Genomic DNA, 19,600 nt, shown 5'->3' on the forward strand with positions numbered 1-19,600 from the left:
ATTACATGGTAAATCGATTCATATCAGTAAGACAAGTTGGAATGACGGTAGCGTTGTTACTTGTGGCGATGTTAATCGTCATTCCGCTTTTCCTCATTTTATTTTCTAGTGTATATGAAAATAGTAGTTGGAATTTTTTAAAGCCTTTTGAAGTGATGCAGAGTGGTGGATTAGCTGGGATTTTTCTAAACTCGATGCTTTTAGGTGTACTCGTAGTAATAGGAGCGACCATATTTGCATTTCCACTAGCGTTTATTATGAGTAAAACAGATGTTGGAAAGTATAGTAAATTGGATATTATTTTTATGATTCCATTTATGACTCCGCCGTATATTGGATCGATGGGCTGGATTTTGTTCATGCAGCCGAACGGCTATTTCGAGCAGTTTTTTCCGATGCTAAAGACAATTTCATCTTCGTTTTTTAGTTTAGGAGGTATGGTTTTAATAATGAGTCTGCATTTATTCCCATTCCTTTACTTCATGTTGAAGAATACTTTACTTCAAATCGGAAGTAGTAAAGAAGAAGCGGCAGCAGTTCATGGTGGAAGCTTTTTCTATCGTTTACGAAAAATCATATTGCCGTTATTAGTATCAAGTTATGTAATGGGTGCTTTACTTATTTTCGTAAAGACGATTGCTGAATTTGGAACACCGGCTACATTCGGACGTAGAATAGGATTTCATGTGTTAACATCAGAGATTCATAAATTTATTTCAAGTTGGCCAATTGATTTTAGTAGCGCAACAGCATTATCTTCTTTATTACTTAGTGCATGTATGCTCATTTGGTATATGCAAAATGTATTGAATCGAAAGTACTCATATGCAATGGTTAGTGGAAAAGGTGTGAAATCTAAAAGGTATACATTGTCTATATTTACACGGGTTGTAGCATGGGTTTATGTAATTGGTTTATTAATCGTATCAATTGGAATCCCGTATTTTTCTATACTGATTGCTTCATTATCAAAATTAAGAGGCGGCGGTCTACAATTAAACAACTTTACAACGAGCCATTATGAAGCATTGTTTACAATTGGATCTCCAGGATTAGAGGCTTTATGGAACAGTTTTCTATTTTCACTTATAACAGCAATTACTGCTGCTACTATTGGAGTCTTTTTGGCGCTTATGATTCGAAAGGGGAAAAAGTCCTCTGAAAAATGGCTTGATATGTGCGGTATGTTACCAAATATGGTACCAGGAATCGTGATGGTTGTAGGGCTTATTTTGTTCTGGAATTCACCCTATATGCCCCTGTCAATTTACAATACACCAGTCATGGTTATCGTAACGTACGTCGTTCTTTTTTTACCTTATACGGTGCAGTATGTAAAAGCAGCGCTTGGACAAATTGATGATTCTCTAGTACAGGCTGGAAGTATTTTTTCTGGAAATTATATTTACATTTTTAGAAAGATAATATTCCCCCTTATTATCCCGGGCATTCTTGCTGGATGGGCGATGACATTTACAATCTCGATAAGAGAATTAGTAGCATCACTTCTCGTATTACCTCCATCAGTAGAAACGTCAGCAACATTTATTTTCGCTCAATTTGAACAAGGAGAAGTATCTATTGGAATGGCGATGGCTGTCGTTTCAGTTGGACTTACAACAGTATGTTTATTACTTCTGCAACATATGGAGCAAAAGCGAAAAGGGGTAGCAGGATGAGGATAGAAGTATGGGGAGGAGCGGGAGAATATGGTCGTTCCTGCTACTTCGTAAAAAATAAAGAGACGAAAATAGTATTTGACTGTGGTATTAATCGGTCATATGAGGATAGTTATCCCAAAATAGAGAGGGAAGTTGTACCATTTTTAGATGCAGTATTTTTATCACATATTCACGAAGATCATACGATGGGATTACCTTTATTAGCAAAGTATGGATATAAGAATAAAATTTGGACGACTCGTTATACGATGGAGCAACTTCCCGCTTATTATGAAAAATGGAGAAACTACAATTTAGCGCAGGGATGGAATGTACCTTATAACAACCAAAATGTTAAAGATTTAAATTATGTTTGTATTGATGAGATTAGTAATCCGAATGAATGGATACAGGTTACTCCTACATTACGGTTTCAGTGGGGATATAGTGGGCATGTATTAGGGGCTGTTTGGTTTTTAGTAGATATGAGTCATACATATGTATTTTATTCTGGGGATTATTCAGCGGAGTCTAACATACTACGAGCCAATTTACCTGAGAAATTGCGTGGTGATATAAAAGTTGCAATCGTAGATGCCGCTTATCATACTGATGATGTTTCGCAACATGAACGAGTGAAAGAACTGTGTACAGAAATTGAGCGAGTTGTTCAAAAGAAAGGAATAGCATTACTACCGTTGCCACCGCTTGGTAGGGCGCAAGATATCGTATTGTATCTATATGAAAAATATAGAGAACTTCCCATTATAGTAGATCAAGAAATTTTGGATGGATTTCAAGAGATGTTCGTATATAAAGATTGGCTCAAAAACAATGAAGAACTTGAAGGGCTTATGGAGAATTTAAAAAGAAACATAATCGTTATGGATCATGGCAGCCGTACGCAAAATAGTTATGGAATAGTTGTCATGAGTGATGCGAATATGCAAACGAAGCGAGCGCAGTTATATTATGAACAACTTCGGCATGAAGAACGAAATTCCATTATCTTTACTGGGCATATTGCTAAAGGGAGTTTTGCAGAAAAAGTTTTGAAAGAACGCGTAGGTAAAGGGTGTAGGGTGAAGCGAGTTCCTTATAAAGTTCATCAAAGTATAAGTGACGTTAAGGCAATGTTAAATACACTATTACCAAAACATACGGTGTTAGTACATGCTTTGAAAGAGGATACGGATCGATTACAGAAACAGCTTAGCACGGCGGGGTATGAAAATGTGTATTCACTTGCAATGGAATGTGTAGAAGTAACCTAATATATATAGGAAAAAGGAATCCGTAGACATATGGATTCCTTTTTCCTATATATGAGTATTAAGCTAAGTCAGCTGACACGAACATAGCATTATTTTGAAGGTTTTTAGAGCGTAAACTATAAGCAACTACCTTCTTTTTATATTGCTTTACAACATCAACATGCTCTTCATGACTATAAATGTAAAAGACAAAATCTTTTTTACCACGTTTTGCATTGATGATTAAAGGTGTGCCCTCATTGTATGGTGGTGCATAATAGCGATCTAAAAATAATCCTTCGTTAAAATCATGAATAATTTTGGATTTTTGTTCGCCTTCTAAGTTATTTCCATTGATTGTAACAGTCGCATTCTCTTCTTCAAGTTGTGGATGTGTTTCGTACTTGCTAATGATGGATTCAATAACAGAGTTAGGAAGACTAGAAACGATAATTTTAAATGCCCCAAATACAACTAACATAACAATAAACCAAGTCGTCATAGTATATCATCCCCTTTATTCTATTAAATAATATAACTCATATGGTAATAGTACATATGGTGAAGTTTTGTATAATTTGTGAAAAATATGCCATTTTCATGAACGAAATGTTAGAAAAATCAATTTTGTTACAAAAAGTTGAAATCGAAGTATTTTAAAAGAAAAAGGTTTATAATAAAAACATAACTAATAACAACATTACTAATTATAAGGAAGTGTAACTATGAGTACTGTAACAATCGTATATGGTATTATTCTTTCTACAATTATTGGTTTATTTATTGTCGGGGTATCACGTTATATTCATAAATGGAAAGAAGGCGTTGCGAAATTAAATCACATTGAAGAAGAACTTAGTGATTTAATGTTACATCATGGTAAGTAAAAAGTTTGTTTTTTAACTAAATAATGTGAATAATATCACAAAACATGCTCTCCTTATGAAGGCATGTTTTTTTGTTATGTTAATGCTTAGGCACATTCATACATTTTTTCCATACGATACAGTGTGAAAGTAGAAATGTTCGGAGTGGAAAAGAGGGATAAAATGAGTAGTTCAGGTTATGTTCCAGATAATAAAAACTTAAAGAAAAGCTCAGGAACTCCAAACCTTTTCTTTGATTCGAGAAAAAATATCTTTTTTAAAAGGGATGAGAAAAACGTTGCATATGAAGTTACGTCAACTCAGTTACCAGCGATGATAGGTGGAGCATTTGTTGATTTATTTATGACGAAAGGGCATATGCGAGAACCGCATTGGCATCCGAATGCGTGGGAGTTGGATGTTGTAGTATCAGGAGAAGCAGTTACATCCATTTTAAATCCCGAAACGAATCAATTACAAAATTATCATGTAAAAGCGGGGCAAACTGTCTTTATTCCAATGGGATGGTGGCATTGGATCACAGCGGTAACAGAAGAAGTACAATTACATTTGTTCTTCAATAACGATCAGTTTGAAACAGCAGAAGGATCAGACATACTTAGATTAACACCACCAGAAGTATTTCAAGCTGCATACGGTGTAAGTGCAGAAAAATTAGGCAAGGACCTTTCGCCAATTAAGGAGTCAGTTGTAATTGGTCCTCCTAACTCCAATCGACTAAAAGATAGTAAAGAAAGTGATGACTCAAAAATAATCGTTACGTTAAATGGACAAATAACATCATGTGAAATAGAGTAACTCTTTCTTTTACAACATATTTGTTAGATAGGCTTGGAATAGAAAGAGTAAATGATAGTTTAACAGAGTTAGAGCTTACTAGTCATGACAAGTTCACATCGTATACTACAGATAAAAAAGGCAATAAGGTAGAAGCTGTCATTATGTTTAACGATATAGAAGATTAAGTTGCATACCAAAAGCTGAGAAATAATATAGCTTATTTTATTCAAGATGCTATAAAAGATGAAGAGTTTAGAAAGAAATTATAATGAAATAATTTTATTATGTAAACAAGGGCGCTTTTTAGAAAGTGTCCTTTTCTTTTTATGATACAGGATTTCTTATTTACTTCATTGAATATAGATTGAAAATAAGAAAGGAAGTTGAAAAATGACGACAATATATTTCGTTCGCCATGCCCACTCTACATATACAAAAGAAGAACGGGGACGGCCGTTATCTGAAAAAGGGCATTGTGATGCAGAGAATGTAACACGCTTGTTAAAAGATAAACATATTGATGTTGTGATTTCTAGCCCGTACAAAAGGGCAATCCAAACTGTACAAGGAATTGCGAATACATATCATGTATCGATACAAATAGAAGAAGATTTGCGTGAAAGATTATTAAGTACAGAGCCGGTACAGGATTTTAATGATGCTATGGAGAAAGTGTGGGGAGATTGGAATTATGCATACGAAGGCGGAGAATCAAATGATGTAGCACAAAGACGCGTTGTAACATGTATGCAAAGTATATTAAAAAAATATAAAGGTAAGAATATTGTAATAGGTACTCATGGGAATATTATGGTATTACTAATGAATTATTTTGACTCGAAATATGATTTTCAGTTTTGGAAAACCCTTCATATGCCTGACGTGTATAAATTAACTTTTAATAATAATTGTTTCAGTTCTGCTGAAAGAATACAGTCTACAGATTATCAGATAAAGTGAAACTTTAATCAGTGGGGGTTTTGTTCATCCCCCACTGATTATTAGCCTTCACCAATCGGGCTTTTACGGGCAGTTGATCCCCATCTAACTTCTTTGCTTTCGCTGAATTTTGAGGTGGGGGTCTTACTGCCCGTTAATGCGGGGTAAATAATTTGTAAAAGTTTATCAAAAAAAGAGGAAAGAGAGAAGTTATTGTAGAAGTATGACTTTGTAACATAAAAATTATGTGTTAAAGGAGGCTGTTTACATGTTTGAGAAAGAGAAAGAAGGGCTTATTGAAGTTCACAACGTATATGAAATTGCACCAGCAGATGGAACAATTATTGGTATGGCAACGGAAGAAGAAATGGAAATTGCTGCTGAACTTGAGCTGCAGTACTATGCCCATTCTCGTTTGCTAGAAGCAAATATTCAGTTAGACGGTTCCTCCTACAAAGAGTTACTTCAGGAGTTCCAGGAGTACGAAAGAAAATCAATGAGCTTTTGGCGAGCAATACATAAGCGTTTAGCTGTGCCATGGGCATGGGTATTACGTATTGACGTTGCGAATGGCCCTATTTATGTAAGTAATGGGAATTCGTATTACGAAGAAATCGATGATGAAGAAGATTATGAATAGATAAGTAAGGAAGCAGCGTTAGTTGCTTCCTTTTTTTATAGAGATTGAATTACTTCAATAATAATATCTGACCGATCAATTTCGATTCCGTGACCAGCATGTTCGGCAAGTATATATTGGCTATGTATTGAGAGCTGTAATTGTTCATGAATTAGTTCTTGCCACATTGCTTCTAGTTGTATCGCTTCCTCTTTTGGCATACCGCCTTCAGTCAACTGAGTAATAGAATATTGAGGGTCTCTACCGATAACGATTAAAGGTGTTTCTAATGTTTTATGTAGCTCTTTTATTGAGCGAGCACAATTTTTCCACTCACATAGTTCAGAAGCTGTCGCTTTATATAATAGAGGCGAGGTAGAAAATTCAATGTATTGTCTTGGTTGATTAACGAGTATAGATTTTAGTTCATTATAAAGCATGTCTACATTCATTTTGGAGTACGTATTATATTTTTGAAGCCACATGTCATCCGAGTCAGTCTGATCAGAAATTGGTAAATGAAGTTCATCTAGTCGGTGTAAGTTCATGGAAGTAGAATCAACTAAAATAAGTGCCTCCAACTTATCTTCATGTAGCATCGCAAAATGTTGTGCGCATAAGCCGCCATAGGAATGACCGATTAGAATGATTGGCTCGTGAATATCCAGTTTTTGTAGTAACATATAAAGTTCGTTTGTTACTTGTAATGTAGTACGGGAATGATTTCCTAGTTCACTTTTTCCGTAACCAGGGCGATGGTAGGAAACGACTGTAAAATGTTGTGAAAGTTTTTCTATAATAGGAAGCCAATCGTAAAATGAGCAAGTCATCCCGGTTTGAATGACTACCGTTTGTTTACTACTTCCTTTTATATATACTTCTATAGTTTGCCCCAATACCTCTACAAGTTTATAAATAATAAACCCTCCTAACTAAGCTTGAAATAATTTTTGACAAGCAAAAACAATACACCAAACCCCTATACCCATTAGGACAGATGTACTAAGTGAAAATGAGTTTTTTAAACCAATATAGACGATAAATAATAGTAGTGCGGATGCGGGAAATCCATATAATACGCCTATCGCAAATTGACTTAATTCTTGTTTGTTCCCGCCTTCAAAAGAAATCCAAAATAGACTTAGTAAACTAACGAGTGGAAGGGCAGCAATAAAGCCGCCTATCGCACTGTAATGTTTAGCGACTTCAGTAATAACGCCGATAATAAGTGCCGAGACGATTACTTTAACGAGGAAATGCATATTTTGCCTCCTTCGCTAATAACGAAAAGGCTTTTTCGATTAATTGTTGTTCTTCTTTTGATAACTGAGATTCTAATATTTTTATCTTTTCTTTATCTAGTAAAGTATGCTTTTCTAATACTTCAATGCCTTCTATCGTTAATGTAAGGTTTACAACTCTTTCATCTTGTTTGTTTCTTTCTTTTATAATAAATCTTTTTTGAATAAGGCGCTTTACGTGTTCAGATGCTGTGTTATGAGAGAGACTAAGCTCAGTAGCGACTTTTCCAATTGTTATATCTTTCTCGCGAGAAACGATTTGTAAAATACGAATAGCTTGGTGAGAAAGGTTGTCTTCATATTCGTATCGTAAGTGATAATAAATGCTCTCCCAATGCTGATTAATGTCTTTCATAATGATAAAGCCCCCTGTTTTTTATATCGTATAATAAGATATATTCGTTAGTATAGAAATAAAACCCTTTTATTTGGATAAAAAATGTTGAAAAAGTTTATTTTTATTGAAATATAAGGTAATCTATGTGTAAAGGTATACATTTAGCAAGAGAGAGGATGATAGCTGTGAATACATTCAAATGGATGAGTCATGAACAGATGTATGTAGATGAAATACATGTTGAAAAATGTGGTCCTCTTTCAGTCGGCGTATATGGGGGAAATCAAGAAAGTGATGCATATGAACGAGGAGATGCGGTACTTGCTTGGTGGGATCCTGAATTACAATTTGAATTTGTTATGATTTTTGATACACACCATAAAACAAAAAATATTGATTATATAATAGAAGCAATCTCAGAAAGAAAAGAGAAACTAAAAGAGTTATTTTCCTACCCGATACATTTAGCTTTTCATCATACACATATGTACTTATTAGCGTTATTTACAGATGAGTTGTTTATTGAAAAATGTGATCAAGATGATGAGGAACTTGCATGTTTAATTTGTTTACGAAAAGGCGAATTTTTATATTGGTTATCAGTTGGTGATTGTTTCGCATATTTATTTCATTCTGAGAAAACGAAGAATGGTAAAGGGCGATTAAATAAACGAAAGAATTACGAATATATCGGTAGGAAAAATATTTTTGCGGCAAATACACCTTGCTTTACGTCAGGTGTAAGAGGATTAGAAAAAGGAATGAATCATATTGTAATGGCAACGGACGGTATTTTAGAATGTGATAAACAAAGGTTTGATGATGATCAATCATTAGTAGAAATATTGCACGACGGAAGTTGCTTACAGATTGAACCAGTATTAACAAATGTACTGCAGTGGAAAGGTAGAGATTGTGCCACTATTATTGGATGGTCTATTGATACTGAAAATAAACGATGCGCTAATTAATATAAAAGGAGTTCAAGGTTTTTATCCTTGAACTCCTTTTTGTTAAGCGATATGGATGTGATACGTTTTTAACCATTCATTTACTTGAAGCATGTATTCCATAGCACTTCTTGCTTCAAAATTGTTAATTTCTTTATTGCTTTCATCGGCAATGGCAAGTAATGTAGAATGATTAATAAGTGAGAAAATAGGATTGTTTTTATTACTGCACATGTCGAGTGATAAATGACGGATTGTTTGCAGATAATGTGGATCTTGTGAAGTTGGATAAGCACTTTTTCTTCTATTACGTACATCGTCAGGTAAAGCAGGTTGTAGTGCTCTACGTAAAATGCCTTTTTCAATATTATCAATGCTTTTTATGTTGAAAGGAACGTTCCATAAATATTCAACTAATCGATAATCGCAAAACGGTACACGAACTTCAAAGCCTACAGCCATGCTCATACGGTCTTTACGGTCAAGTAAGAAAGGGAGAAATCTCGTTAAAAATAAATAAAACATTTGACGTTGTTTTGCGGATTTTTTACTTTCGCCTTCAAGAGTAGGTACTTCAAGTATCGCTTCTTGGAATCGTGCATCAATATAGTTTTCTAGGTTGCATTGGCTATTTACGTCATTTAGTAGAAGAGGAGAAGTGTTTTTCCAATTTGTTAGCCACGGAAACTTATCTACATATAGTAATTCTTCTTGATGAAACCAAGGATACCCACCGAATACTTCATCAGCAGATTCTCCAGATAAAGCTACAGTTGCATCTTTTTTCATTTCGCAAAATAGTAAATATAGTGAAGTTTCCATTTCACCGGCACTCGGTAAATCTTTTGCACGAAGGGGAACGAATAAGTGATTTGCTAATTCTTCAGCATTCACGATAATGTCATGATGCGATGTCCCTACATGTTCAGAAACGCGTTTTACCCAAGGAGCGTCTAAACCAGTGCGAGCAAATGTCAGCTCGAAATCTTTTGCGCTATTTACAAAGTCAACGGAATACGTATGAAGTGTTTTATTTTCAGCAGCAAATTCTTTCCCCGCTAGTGCAGTAATCCCGCTAGAATCTAATCCTCCTGATAACATACAAACGAGAGGAACATCGGCAATTAATTGTCTTTTTACTGTATCTTGTAAAATAGATAAAATATGTGATGATGTATCTTCAGTACAGTCTGTATGAACTTTACTTTCTAAATTCCAATACTTTTGAACTACTTTTTTATCACGTGTAAACGTTATAGAATGTCCAGCACGCACTTCTTGAATATGTTTAAAGACGCCACATCCTGGAGTTCGAAATAAGCCTAATCCAAATATTTCGTTTATGCCATCCGAATCAATTTCAGCAGGAACAGATGGATGAGCCAATAGCGCTTTTATTTCAGATCCGAAAATAATGCTGTCATTTCTTTCTGTATAAAAAAGTGGCTTTACGCCTAAGTGGTCACGTGCTAAAAATAATTGTTGCTTCTGATCATCCCATAAGGCGAAAGCGAAAATTCCGTTTAAATGTTGTACGCAATCTTCTTTCCATTCTAAATAAGCATGTAGTAACACTTCTGTATCTGAATGCGTTTCAAATGCATGACCACATTTTCGAAGTTGTTCTCTCAGTTCACGGAAATTATAAATTTCTCCATTATAAGTAAGAGCATACGTATAATCACCAGCACGAAATGTCTTCGGCTGTGTCCCACCTTCTGGATCAATAACAATTAAACGCCGGTGTGCAAAGGCCGCACGAGGTGAAAACCAAAATCCTTCAGCATCAGGACCACGATGCTGAATACTATTTGCCATCTTTTCTAAAATAACATGTTGATTTGAAAGATCTTCCTTCCAATCTACCCAACCTGTAATTCCACACATACACATCTCATCTCCTAATTTAAAATGTTGAAAAGTAGATTAACTAAATAAAATGTACACTAAGTTAAAGAGTGACTATATAAATAGTGTACTACATGAATTAAAAGGTAGACTTGAGAAAATTTTCTTGTAATACATAGTTATGTGAGACAATGGCTTAGGGAAAGTATTCCATAACATACAAAAAATAAAAAAAGATGAGAGAAATTTTTTTGTAAGACGTTATATAGGGTGTAAAAGCTTTTACAAAAAAATAAGGGGAATCGCTACATGAAATCAAATGAGAAAAATTTTATAAAAAGATTACAACGGCAAAAAGAAGATGCGCTGGAATTCGTTGTTGATACATACTTACCACTCATAAAAGGAATCACGCACAAAGTTCTTCTTCCAGTTCAAAATGACGGACTCATTGAGGAATGTGTAAACGATATATTTCTTTCCATTTGGAATAACGCAAATAAATTTCATGGAGAGCCAAGTGACTTTAAAAAATGGATTGCGGCAATTGCGAAATTTAAAGCGATTGATTATTACCGGAAAGCGACTAGAAAAGTAGAAATTATTTCAGATGAGTTTCATATTAGTACGGAAAAGTCAGCTGAAGATGAATTAATCGTTATGGAAGATAGGGAAGAGTTATTGAAGCTTATTAATCAATTAGAACCGTTAGATCAAAAGGTGTTCATTATGAAATATCTTCTCGGTATGAAGACAGAAGAAATAGGAGACAAGTTAGGGTTAACTCGGGCAGCGATCGATAATCGTGTGTACCGTGGGAAAAAGAAGCTACAACAAAATGCTACGAATATTAGTTTTGGAGGTAGTGCCATATGAAAGACATTTATGAACTATTAAATAATATTGATATAGATGAAAAAGAACTTGAAGAAATTGAGGCTTCTGAAATTGAAAAAGAAAAAGTAAAACGGAGTGTAAAACAATCGCTACGTACGAAGAAAAAGATGAAAAGTTGGAAAAAAGGTGTCGCTGCTGCATCTATTTTAGTAGGATTATCAGTTGCAACACTGGGCATTGGATTTCCTACGTATGCCGGGGGATTGCCAATTGTAGGTGACATATTCCGATTTTTAGATAATGGTAGAACAGGGTTATATGAAAATTATAAAGAGTTTTCGACTGAATTGAATATGACGAGAGAGAGTAATGGGGTTAAGGTTACAATTAATGATGTAATCTCTGATGGCAGAACATTATCTATAACGTATTCACTGGAAAGTGAGCAAGACTTAGGGGATGATCCTATCATATTAGGCGGATTGGATATAATGGATGCTCATGGTAGTTCAGGAAGTGGGAAAATGACTAAAGTTACTGAAAAAAAGTATGTAGGTATGGTAACAACGACGCACCATGATAGTAATAAAAAGGACAAAGTAAACTTTAGATGGAATATAGAGGGAATAGAGATGCCAGATAGGAAAAAATCAATACAAGGTAATTGGAATTTCGCGTTAACTGTAAAATCAGTGGATAGTAAAGAGAGAACAATTGGTGGAAGTTCGGAAAAAGAAGGTATAAAAGCAAATATGGAAAAGGTCGCAATATCGCCGGTTTCATTTATTCTTTATTATAATCAAGAAGTTTCTAAGGATGCGAGGAAAGAATGGGATAGTGTAGATGTTGAATTGACGGTTAAGGATGATTTAGGGAATGATTATTCGGGTGAAGGAAATGGGGGAAGTGGCAACGATCCATACAATATTCGATGGAGTTCCACATTCCAAAAGTTAAACGAAAATGCAACAAAGCTTATCGTTACGCCTCGTGTGCACTTGCGAGTGCATACACCTGAAAATCATGGTGGAGTGGAGTATGTGAATGGAAAAGAGAAGAAAATTGAAGTGCCGAAAAAAGAAGCGAAGAGTAAAGATATAGTGTTGGATGATATTGTCATTGATTTAAAGAAATAGAAGAGAGACTGCCTAAAACCATTAGGCAGTCTCTTTTCGTTAAGAATTAGTTATGAGCAATGCATGCGGATGCTGCGTTTTATACTCATCTTTCCACGGAATGTTTAGTTGTTCCCACGATTCGCCGCTATCATTGGATTGAAACAGGCCGTTGTTATTTAAAGTGTAAAATGTATGTGGTTCTGCAGGATTTGTCGCAAACATCGAAATGACTGTACCAATTGCTGATGGTAGACCTTGTTGTACTTGCTGGAAAGGAGTATCTTTCGTTTTACGATAAATATAAGATTCATAAGGAATACGGTGATGAGCGAGGTCAGCACTTGGTGCGGCAGAAACGAGAATTGTATCGCAATCGGCCGGATCGATAGCCATGCTGTATAAATAATGATGTTCAAGTCCTTCACTGCATGAGATCCAGCTGTTTCCACTGTTATAACTTTCGAGGTATGCGCGATCAGGTCCGCCCATAAATCCGTCACCGCATGATGCATAAAGGCGATTTGGAGCGTCAGGATGCATAAGCAATTGATGAGCATCGATAGGAGCACCAAATTTTTTATCAATCCATGTATGCCCTCTATCATTACTTTGAATAACAGCACCTGCTTCAATTGAAACATGGATTGTATTTGGAGTGTTTGGATCTACTGTAATCCAGCGAACGTGATGGGTGAAAGGTCTAGGCGGAAAAGCCCACGTATAAGAAGATAATAATGATTTCATATTTTTAAGTTCAGTCCACGTTTCACCGCCATTTTCTGAACGGAATAAAGCGCTCGGTTCTGTGCCGACATAAACGAGGCCATATCCATTAACTTGTTCATTTGAGCTTATCGTTATGGAAGTGATAGAGGAGTGCAGAATACCATCCTCTTTAGGGAAATCAAAGTAACGATAGGAATCTCCAATCGGTCTCCACGAATCCCCGCCATCGTCGCTTAACCATAAACCTCGTCCAAATGTTCCGCAATATACACGATTTTGTTGGAATGGATCAACTGCAATACAGGTAGGTTGCATATTTTGTAAGTGATATGTTGTTTCAAAGTGACCATATTGTTCTTTCACTACAACAAGTTCACGCTCCATACAGAGAAATAGTCTTTTCAATTTCGTCCCCTCCTTAAAAATTCTTTCTTTAGTAAACAATATGAAAATAAAAAAGAAGTAGTCTTGTTTTTATTTGAGAAAGAGGACTTGTTTGAAAAGTAGCGAAGTGTGTATACAGAGGAAGCGGGATAAAGCGGAATTTTAATCAGTGTGTGGGGCACCGTCACTGATTATGAGCCTTCACCAATCGGGCGTTAATTCGGGATAAAGATGGGGAGTTTGTTTCATACTAACATACAGATATTGCACTTAAAGGAGCATTCGTATGGGACATTCACATGATCACGGTCATTCTAACAATAAAAAGGCGTTACTAATTGCTTTCGTACTAACAACAAGTTTTATGATTGCTGAAGTAATTGGAGGATTTGTAACAAATAGTTTAGCACTACTATCTGACGCGGGGCATATGTTAAGTGATGCGGTATCTTTAGCTTTAAGTTTACTTGCGTTTAAGCTTGGAGAAAAAACAGCAACAGCTGCGAAAACATATGGGTACAAGCGAGTCGAAATGTTAGCAGCATTATGTAACGGTGTCGTTCTTATTGTCATTTCAGTATACATTTTTATTGAAGCAATACGCCGTTTTAAAGAACCGGTTGAGATTGCTAGTAATGGGATGCTCATTATTGCCGTACTTGGTCTATTTATTAATATTTTATCAGCTTGGATATTAATGAGAGGCGGAGATGTGAAGGGCAATTTGAATTTAAGAAGTGCTTTCTTACACGTATTAGGCGATCTATTAGGATCAGTCGGAGCGATTATTGCAGCGCTATGTATTAAATTTTTCGGATGGACTGCTGCAGATGCGATTGCTAGTATTCTTGTGTCTATTTTAGTCATTATTAGTGGGTGGCGTGTAACACGTGATACGGTCCATATATTAATGGAGGGTGCACCGCAGCACATAAATGTTGAAGAGGTAAAAAGTACATTATTAAATATTACGGTTGTAAAAGAAGTTCATGATTTGCATATATGGTCTGTCACATCTGATTTTCAAGTATTAACTTGCCATTTGATTATTAAAGATAATGAAACGCAAAGTGTATTAAAAGAGGCTACGGATGTATTAAAGGAAAAATTTCATGTAGAACATGTCACCATTCAAGTAGAAATAGATGGTGAGTTTAATCATGGTGAGACAACTTGCAAAGTATGAAAGAAAAAGGATAAGAAAATGTGTCATAACATTTTTCGCACGGCATACATATATATAATGTGGCCACAAATACTTTGTAAGGTAAATATTTCATGAAATTACTTTACTTATAAAGAGTCATCTTTTATAATCAAAAGTGGTAATTGATAAAGATTATCATTTTCAATGATCGTAGAAAGGAGTTTTTTAAAAGATGAGTAGTCAACTCCGTTTTGCTGTTGAAAATCGTAAGAGGCATTTAATCGATGAGTTAATTGGAGCAGGTGTGTTTAAAATTCGCGACCGACAATTATACGAGCTGTCTTTAGAGGAATTGGAAAAAGAGTACGAAGATATGGAAGATTATGCAGATATTCAGGCATAATTATATAGATTAGTAAAAGGTGAGCTGGTTACGATTGTATGTAACCAGCTCTATTAGTATTTCATAGAAATTATTTTTGATATTTCTTTCATTGGACGAAGCCAGTTTTGAGACATCATTAGTTCCATTTGTTTTTCGTCCTGTTTCTGCAGTGCTTGAATGATAGAATGATGTTCTTCAATAGATTGACTTGCTGGAACGAAGTTTTGGAAAAACAAATATTCAAGACGTAAAACGTGAAGTTGCATATTTTCTAGAAAGGGTTCAATATATTGGTTTTTAGCAATAGAAGAAATTGTATTGTGAAATTGTATATCTAGTTGTAAAGCTTGTTTTGCATTTTTGTTCTCTATAGAGCGCTGAAAGTCATCATTTATTTCAGAAAGTAGTTTCAAATCAACGTCTGTAATGTTTTGAAGTGCTTGCTTTCCTATAATAGAGTGAAGACCAGCCATCGTTTCATAAATGATAGGTATGTCGTCTAACTTAATAGGAGCAATTTTTGTTTTTTGCCCAGGTACCATTTCCACTAATCCAGAAAGTTCTAATATTTGAAGTGCTTCTCTTACAGGTGTTCTGCTTACTCCTAGTGCTTCAGCCAATTCCCCATCATTAATTTTTTCATCAGGCTGCAGTACACCTTCAATAATCCAATCTTGTAGTTGATTTAAAACGAGTGATTTTGCCGAAACTCTTCCTTGTTTTTTATAATTTTGAGGGATAGGCATAGTGAATTCAATCCTTTCATTGTATATTTTCCTTTTTCTCATGAACAAGCTTTAATTCGGGTTTCCCTTCATCAGGCTTTTGGCTTAAGATAAGCACCATTACAATGACACAAAGAGCCCCTAATAACTGAAAAGATTGAAACGGTACGTGTAATATAAGTACAGAAGAAATAATAGCTGCGAGTGGTTCTGTACATCCGAATAATGTCGTTTCTTTCGGAGTCAAGTATCGTATGCTGTCTAAGTATAAATAAAATGCAATAAGTGTCCCGAAAATGACGACAAATGTGATAAGCGGTAGGGTACTTAGTTTTACATATTTCATTGTTGATAATAAAATGAATTCTTTTGTAGAAATAAAGTGTAGGATTGTTACACCCATCCCCCCAATAATCATGCCCCATCCAACGATAACAGAGGAAGACCATCTTTCTAGTAATCCCTTTGAATATAAACTATAAAAAGCAAGAGATAATCCAGATAAAATACCCCAAATAATAGCTGGTGTAGAAACAGCCAAGTTATGAACAGATCCGTTTGTTAGTAAGAGAAAAGTTCCTACTAATGAAAGGGCAATTGAAATAAAATCAATTTTTGATGGACGAACGTTCCATTTGAAAAGTAAGTATACAGTGATAAATATAGGAGCTAAATATTGTAATAATGTTGCGACGGCGGCATTTCCTTCTTTAATAGAGGCAAAATACGTGTACTGTACAGCAAGCATACCGAATAGGCCAAACAAAATCATTTTAATAGCATCCGATTTTTGTTTCCATATGCCGAATATTTCTTTTTTTCTCGTTCCGAATGACGAAATAATGAGCAAGATAACGCCGGATATAAGCAATCGAATTGTAACTAACCATTCAGTAGAAACGTGTTCATATTGGAAAAGTTGTTGTGCAGCTGTCCCGGACAATCCCCATAAACAAGCACCAATTACAACCATAATGATTCCTTTTAAACGATTTGGATCCATATAGTTTTATTTCCTTTCTCTAAAAATAAATTTTGAATACAATATGCAATATATCACGAAATGCATAAAAATTAAACTGAAATTTCTGTTTTGTGAGACGGGGATTTTAGTAGTTCCAGTTATCTTTACGATATAAGTGATTAGGTTAAATAAAACGAGGCGAAATTATAAAATTAAATCATAATCAAGAAGATAAAAAAATAAAGATAAGAGTAATTTGGTTTGTTAAAAATATGTGTAGAAGGAGAAATGTGATGAGCTGGGTTACTCATAAACCAACATTTGAATTTGATCAATATAGTCCATATATTCGAATGAATTCTGCGTGGGTGGGACATTTAAACTTTGCTTATGATTTAGTACGATTTGAAAAGCCAGAAATATTAGTTGAGTTAGGTACACATTTAGGAGCTTCTTTTTTCAGTTTTTGCCAAGGCGTAAAAGATGGAGGATTATCTACAAAATGCTTTGCTGTAGATACTTGGGAAGGGGATGAGCATACAGGTCCATATGGAGAAGGTGTTTTTCAAATAGTGAGTAAATATACGGACATGAGTTATCCTCAAATAGGGAATTTAATTCGATCTACTTTTGACGAGGCGGTGGATCAGTTTCAAGATGGAACGATAAATTTGTTGCATATTGATGGTTATCATACGTATGAAGCAGTTTCTCATGATTATAAAACATGGTTACCGAAACTTGCGAATAACGGTATTGTTTTATTTCATGATATTGAGGTGAAAGGTCGAGACTTCGGCGTGTATAAATTTTGGGATGAGGTCAAAGCGAAATACCCTCATTTTCAGTTTGAGCATTCATATGGACTCGGAGTGTTGTTTCCGAAAGGTTGTAGCGATAAGTTTGTGGAAATACTAAAAAATAAAGAAGAAATACAAAATATGTATAAATAAAAGTGGAGCATGCATCATTTTAATGATGTGTGCTTTTTTGCGTGGGGAAAAATGGTAGCCCTTAAAAGATGGGGAATAGTAAAAAGTTTTGTTGTGGCAAATATTAAAAAGGTTATTTTTGGATTGTTCTATATAAAAAATGTAACATTTTTTATATTTTCCATTGCGAAAAGTAACATCTACTTTTACAATAGAAAAGGTGTCCAATATATTATACTGGAAAAATAAATCGAAATAATATGAAAATTTTGTTTTGTCTTCGCTAATTGTATATTACATACATGTAAGACGACATACGTCATGTTATCGACTTGTAAGGAGAGAAAAAAATGAAAAGTGTAAGATTACCATCGATGCTAGAAATCATAGTTCTTTTATTACTATTTCTTGCTGTTGTCTTTTCCTTCCAAACGATTTTTGATCTCCCAATTCAATTAGCGCTATTTATTTCTTGGTTTTTAGTAATTGCGCTTGGATTAAGATTAGGATTTCGTTATCAAGAATTGCAAGATGCAATTACGAAAGGGATTTCTAACGGATTAGAAGCAATACTGATTTTAGTTGCAGTAGGTGCTTTAATTGGAACATGGATTGCTGGTGGCGTTGTACCAACATTAATCTATTATGGATTAGAGTTTATTCACCCTAGCATATTCTTACTGGCAACATTAATTATTTGTTCGATAACTTCTATCGCGACAGGAACATCATGGGGAACAGTAGGAACAGCTGGTATTGCTATGATGGCAATTGGTGAGGGACTTGGATTACCACTTCCGCTTGTTGCTGGTGCAGTTCTTTCAGGAGCTTATTTCGGTGACAAATTATCACCACTTTCTGATAGTACAGTTCTTGCAGCTTCTATGGCGAAAGTAGATGTTATTGCTCACGTTCGAGCTATGCTCGTATTAGATGTTCCGGCTTATATTATTACTAGCATTATGTTTACTGTAGCTGGTTGGATGTATGGCGGCGATAATGTAGATTTGAATCGAGTAGAGTTTTTAAAAGAAGCTTTATTAAAGCAATTTGATATTAAAATATGGATGCTTGTTCCAGCGGTTATTGTTATCGTTCTATTAGCGATGAAGAAACCGTCTATGCCGACAATTGCAATGGGAGCTTTAATTGGTGCAATTTGGGCAACTCTTTTCCAAGGCATGAACTTTGGAGAGGCGATTGGAACAGCGTATAACGGATTCTCAATTCAATCTGGTGTTGAGTTTGTTGACAAGTTATTAAACCGTGGTGGAATTAACGGTATGCTTGGCTCAGTGGCCGTTATTATTTTCGGCTTAGGATTTGGTGGATTACTTGAAAAACTAGGTGTTTTAAAAGTAATCGTATCAAAATTTGAGAAGAAATTAAATTCTGCAGGTAATGTAACATTGTCTACATTAATCGTGGCATTTTTAGCGAATATATTTGGTTGTGCGATGTACGTATCACTAATTTTAACACCGAAAATTATGGAAGATAGCTATGATAAATTAAAAATAGACCGACGTGTATTAGCACGTAACTCAGAAGTAGGTGGAACGTTAACTTCAGGTATGGTTCCATGGTCTGATAATGGTATTTTTATGGCTGGTATTTTAGGTGTAGCAACGTTCTCATACGTTCCGTTTATGTGGTTAAGCTTTGTATCATTAATTTTGGCGGTTATTTACGGATATACAGGCAAATTCATCTGGTATGTAGATGACGTTGAAAAAGGAAAGCAAGTATCATAAAAAAATACCTTCTGCGATGGCAGGAGGTATTTTTTTTATATATACGAGTGAGA

General features: G+C 35.1%; 22 protein-coding genes and 1 pseudogene. 15 read left to right on the forward strand and 8 right to left on the reverse strand.

Annotated features, from left to right (window positions below; genetic code table 11):
* Positions 1-5 precede the first annotated feature (5 nt).
* On the forward strand, positions 6-1,679 hold the full coding sequence (locus FOT98_RS16300; protein ID WP_063263656.1) for an ABC transporter permease: 1,674 nt from the start codon (positions 6-8) through the stop codon (positions 1,677-1,679).
* On the forward strand, positions 1,625-2,935 hold the full coding sequence (locus FOT98_RS16305; RefSeq protein WP_080467879.1) for an MBL fold metallo-hydrolase: 1,311 nt from the start codon (positions 1,625-1,627) through the stop codon (positions 2,933-2,935). Before FOT98_RS16300 ends, FOT98_RS16305 begins: the two co-directional genes overlap by 55 nt.
* A 58-nt stretch (positions 2,936-2,993) precedes the next feature.
* Here FOT98_RS16305 and FOT98_RS16310 read toward each other — a convergent pair whose 3' ends face one another.
* On the reverse strand, positions 2,994-3,416 hold the full coding sequence (locus FOT98_RS16310; protein WP_061680579.1) for a YfmQ family protein: 423 nt from the start codon (positions 3,414-3,416) through the stop codon (positions 2,994-2,996).
* Between the two features lie 41 nt (positions 3,417-3,457).
* Between FOT98_RS16310 and FOT98_RS16315 the strand changes: the two genes are divergently transcribed.
* The 6 genes and pseudogenes from FOT98_RS16315 to FOT98_RS16340 all read left to right on the forward strand — a co-directional run bounded on the left by FOT98_RS16315 (position 3,458) and on the right by FOT98_RS16340 (position 6,160).
* The gene (locus FOT98_RS16315; RefSeq protein WP_002075341.1) at positions 3,458-3,574 is read left to right on the forward strand and encodes a hypothetical protein; all 117 of its coding nucleotides are present in this window, start codon (positions 3,458-3,460) and stop codon (positions 3,572-3,574) included.
* Positions 3,575-3,639: 65 nt separating this feature from the next.
* On the forward strand, positions 3,640-3,801 hold the full coding sequence (locus tag FOT98_RS16320; RefSeq protein WP_061680580.1) for a hypothetical protein: 162 nt from the start codon (positions 3,640-3,642) through the stop codon (positions 3,799-3,801).
* 162 nt (positions 3,802-3,963) lie between these two features.
* Positions 3,964-4,599 carry a cupin domain-containing protein gene (locus FOT98_RS16325; protein WP_063263654.1) on the forward strand — a complete coding sequence of 212 codons (636 nt, stop codon included), beginning with the start codon at positions 3,964-3,966 and terminating at the stop codon, positions 4,597-4,599.
* Positions 4,600-4,700: 101 nt separating this feature from the next.
* A pseudogene (locus FOT98_RS16330) lies at positions 4,701-4,850 on the forward strand (serine hydrolase); the annotation flags it as partial.
* Between the two features lie 121 nt (positions 4,851-4,971).
* The gene (locus FOT98_RS16335; protein WP_063263653.1) at positions 4,972-5,541 is read left to right on the forward strand and encodes a histidine phosphatase family protein; all 570 of its coding nucleotides are present in this window, start codon (positions 4,972-4,974) and stop codon (positions 5,539-5,541) included.
* Positions 5,542-5,788: 247 nt separating this feature from the next.
* Positions 5,789-6,160 carry a hypothetical protein gene (locus FOT98_RS16340; RefSeq protein WP_000461767.1) on the forward strand — a complete coding sequence of 124 codons (372 nt, stop codon included), beginning with the start codon at positions 5,789-5,791 and terminating at the stop codon, positions 6,158-6,160.
* Positions 6,161-6,195: 35 nt separating this feature from the next.
* Here FOT98_RS16340 and FOT98_RS16345 read toward each other — a convergent pair whose 3' ends face one another.
* From FOT98_RS16345 to FOT98_RS16355, 3 genes are read right to left on the reverse strand one after another with little or no spacing between them, the layout of a single operon-like run.
* Positions 6,196-7,035, reverse strand: a complete 840-nt coding sequence (locus FOT98_RS16345) for an alpha/beta hydrolase (protein WP_063263652.1) — start codon at positions 7,033-7,035, stop codon at positions 6,196-6,198.
* A gap of 36 nt (positions 7,036-7,071) precedes the next feature.
* Positions 7,072-7,401, reverse strand: a complete 330-nt coding sequence (locus FOT98_RS16350) for a DUF3147 family protein (RefSeq protein ID WP_061680584.1) — start codon at positions 7,399-7,401, stop codon at positions 7,072-7,074.
* Positions 7,385-7,795 carry a MarR family winged helix-turn-helix transcriptional regulator gene (locus tag FOT98_RS16355; RefSeq protein WP_063263651.1) on the reverse strand — a complete coding sequence of 137 codons (411 nt, stop codon included), beginning with the start codon at positions 7,793-7,795 and terminating at the stop codon, positions 7,385-7,387. The genes FOT98_RS16350 and FOT98_RS16355 overlap by 17 nt, the downstream gene beginning before the upstream one ends.
* A gap of 125 nt (positions 7,796-7,920) precedes the next feature.
* Between FOT98_RS16355 and FOT98_RS16360 the strand changes: the two genes are divergently transcribed.
* Entirely contained in the window at positions 7,921-8,748 is an 828-nt protein-coding gene (locus FOT98_RS16360) for a PP2C family serine/threonine-protein phosphatase (RefSeq protein WP_063263650.1), read from the forward strand.
* 42 nt (positions 8,749-8,790) lie between these two features.
* On the opposite strand, the gene asnB is transcribed toward FOT98_RS16360, so the two are convergent.
* A complete protein-coding gene (gene asnB / locus FOT98_RS16365) occupies positions 8,791-10,614 on the reverse strand; it encodes an asparagine synthase (glutamine-hydrolyzing) (protein WP_063263649.1) in 1,824 nt (607 codons plus the stop codon).
* A gap of 270 nt (positions 10,615-10,884) precedes the next feature.
* Here asnB and FOT98_RS16370 point away from each other — a divergent pair, with 270 nt between their 5' ends.
* Together FOT98_RS16370 and FOT98_RS16375 are read left to right on the forward strand one after the other, a co-directional pair.
* Complete coding sequence (locus FOT98_RS16370; RefSeq protein WP_000840022.1) at positions 10,885-11,451, forward strand: sigma-70 family RNA polymerase sigma factor; 567 nt, start codon at positions 10,885-10,887, stop codon at positions 11,449-11,451.
* The gene (locus FOT98_RS16375; RefSeq protein WP_063263648.1) at positions 11,448-12,548 is read left to right on the forward strand and encodes a DUF4179 domain-containing protein; all 1,101 of its coding nucleotides are present in this window, start codon (positions 11,448-11,450) and stop codon (positions 12,546-12,548) included. Before FOT98_RS16370 ends, FOT98_RS16375 begins: the two co-directional genes overlap by 4 nt.
* Positions 12,549-12,587: 39 nt before the next feature.
* On the opposite strand, the gene FOT98_RS16380 is transcribed toward FOT98_RS16375, so the two are convergent.
* Positions 12,588-13,661: a beta propeller repeat protein gene (locus tag FOT98_RS16380; protein WP_063263647.1), complete on the reverse strand. Its 1,074-nt coding sequence runs from the start codon at positions 13,659-13,661 to the stop codon at positions 12,588-12,590.
* Between the two features lie 265 nt (positions 13,662-13,926).
* On the opposite strand from FOT98_RS16380, the gene FOT98_RS16385 reads away from it, so the two are divergent.
* Positions 13,927-14,826 (forward strand): cation diffusion facilitator family transporter, encoded by a 900-nt coding sequence (locus FOT98_RS16385; RefSeq protein ID WP_063263646.1) that lies wholly within the window; start codon positions 13,927-13,929, stop codon positions 14,824-14,826.
* 193 nt (positions 14,827-15,019) lie between these two features.
* Positions 15,020-15,190: a Fur-regulated basic protein FbpA gene (gene fbpA / locus FOT98_RS16390; RefSeq protein ID WP_000098301.1), complete on the forward strand. Its 171-nt coding sequence runs from the start codon at positions 15,020-15,022 to the stop codon at positions 15,188-15,190.
* A 53-nt stretch (positions 15,191-15,243) separates the two neighbouring features.
* Here fbpA and FOT98_RS16395 read toward each other — a convergent pair whose 3' ends face one another.
* Together FOT98_RS16395 and FOT98_RS16400 are read right to left on the reverse strand one after the other, a co-directional pair.
* Positions 15,244-15,918 carry a GntR family transcriptional regulator gene (locus FOT98_RS16395; RefSeq protein ID WP_063263727.1) on the reverse strand — a complete coding sequence of 225 codons (675 nt, stop codon included), beginning with the start codon at positions 15,916-15,918 and terminating at the stop codon, positions 15,244-15,246.
* A gap of 16 nt (positions 15,919-15,934) precedes the next feature.
* Positions 15,935-16,900, reverse strand: coding sequence for a DMT family transporter (locus FOT98_RS16400; RefSeq protein WP_063263645.1), 966 nt, complete (start codon positions 16,898-16,900; stop codon positions 15,935-15,937).
* 254 nt (positions 16,901-17,154) lie between these two features.
* Here FOT98_RS16400 and FOT98_RS16405 point away from each other — a divergent pair, with 254 nt between their 5' ends.
* Together FOT98_RS16405 and nhaC are read left to right on the forward strand one after the other, a co-directional pair.
* The gene (locus FOT98_RS16405; RefSeq protein WP_063263644.1) at positions 17,155-17,814 is read left to right on the forward strand and encodes a class I SAM-dependent methyltransferase; all 660 of its coding nucleotides are present in this window, start codon (positions 17,155-17,157) and stop codon (positions 17,812-17,814) included.
* A gap of 329 nt (positions 17,815-18,143) precedes the next feature.
* Positions 18,144-19,547, forward strand: a complete 1,404-nt coding sequence (gene nhaC / locus FOT98_RS16415; protein ID WP_063263642.1) for a Na+/H+ antiporter NhaC — start codon at positions 18,144-18,146, stop codon at positions 19,545-19,547.
* Positions 19,548-19,600 lie beyond the last annotated feature (53 nt).

The organism is Bacillus sp. HY001 (assembly GCF_007558965.1).
Lineage (GTDB): Bacteria > Bacillota > Bacilli > Bacillales > Bacillaceae_G > Bacillus_A > Bacillus_A mobilis.

What these genes read in the sequence shown, in the direction of transcription:
- FOT98_RS16300 (WP_063263656.1), top strand. Translation starts at nt 6, where the DNA reads ATGGTAAATCGATTCATATCAGTAAGACAAGTTGGAATGACGGTAGCG.
- FOT98_RS16305 (WP_080467879.1), top strand. Translation starts at nt 1,625, where the DNA reads ATGTTTATTACTTCTGCAACATATGGAGCAAAAGCGAAAAGGGGTAGC.
- FOT98_RS16310 (WP_061680579.1), bottom strand. Translation starts at nt 3,416, where the DNA reads ATGACGACTTGGTTTATTGTTATGTTAGTTGTATTTGGGGCATTTAAA.
- FOT98_RS16315 (WP_002075341.1), top strand. Translation starts at nt 3,458, where the DNA reads ATGGTAATAGTACATATGGTGAAGTTTTGTATAATTTGTGAAAAATAT.
- FOT98_RS16320 (WP_061680580.1), top strand. Translation starts at nt 3,640, where the DNA reads ATGAGTACTGTAACAATCGTATATGGTATTATTCTTTCTACAATTATT.
- FOT98_RS16325 (WP_063263654.1), top strand. Translation starts at nt 3,964, where the DNA reads ATGAGTAGTTCAGGTTATGTTCCAGATAATAAAAACTTAAAGAAAAGC.
- FOT98_RS16335 (WP_063263653.1), top strand. Translation starts at nt 4,972, where the DNA reads ATGACGACAATATATTTCGTTCGCCATGCCCACTCTACATATACAAAA.
- FOT98_RS16340 (WP_000461767.1), top strand. Translation starts at nt 5,789, where the DNA reads ATGTTTGAGAAAGAGAAAGAAGGGCTTATTGAAGTTCACAACGTATAT.
- FOT98_RS16350 (WP_061680584.1), bottom strand. Translation starts at nt 7,401, where the DNA reads ATGCATTTCCTCGTTAAAGTAATCGTCTCGGCACTTATTATCGGCGTT.
- FOT98_RS16355 (WP_063263651.1), bottom strand. Translation starts at nt 7,795, where the DNA reads ATGAAAGACATTAATCAGCATTGGGAGAGCATTTATTATCACTTACGA.
- FOT98_RS16360 (WP_063263650.1), top strand. Translation starts at nt 7,921, where the DNA reads ATGTGTAAAGGTATACATTTAGCAAGAGAGAGGATGATAGCTGTGAAT.
- asnB (WP_063263649.1), bottom strand. Translation starts at nt 10,614, where the DNA reads ATGTGTGGAATTACAGGTTGGGTAGATTGGAAGGAAGATCTTTCAAAT.
- FOT98_RS16370 (WP_000840022.1), top strand. Translation starts at nt 10,885, where the DNA reads ATGAAATCAAATGAGAAAAATTTTATAAAAAGATTACAACGGCAAAAA.
- FOT98_RS16375 (WP_063263648.1), top strand. Translation starts at nt 11,448, where the DNA reads ATGAAAGACATTTATGAACTATTAAATAATATTGATATAGATGAAAAA.
- FOT98_RS16385 (WP_063263646.1), top strand. Translation starts at nt 13,927, where the DNA reads ATGGGACATTCACATGATCACGGTCATTCTAACAATAAAAAGGCGTTA.
- fbpA (WP_000098301.1), top strand. Translation starts at nt 15,020, where the DNA reads ATGAGTAGTCAACTCCGTTTTGCTGTTGAAAATCGTAAGAGGCATTTA.
- FOT98_RS16395 (WP_063263727.1), bottom strand. Translation starts at nt 15,918, where the DNA reads ATGCCTATCCCTCAAAATTATAAAAAACAAGGAAGAGTTTCGGCAAAA.
- FOT98_RS16400 (WP_063263645.1), bottom strand. Translation starts at nt 16,900, where the DNA reads ATGGATCCAAATCGTTTAAAAGGAATCATTATGGTTGTAATTGGTGCT.
- FOT98_RS16405 (WP_063263644.1), top strand. Translation starts at nt 17,155, where the DNA reads ATGAGCTGGGTTACTCATAAACCAACATTTGAATTTGATCAATATAGT.
- nhaC (WP_063263642.1), top strand. Translation starts at nt 18,144, where the DNA reads ATGAAAAGTGTAAGATTACCATCGATGCTAGAAATCATAGTTCTTTTA.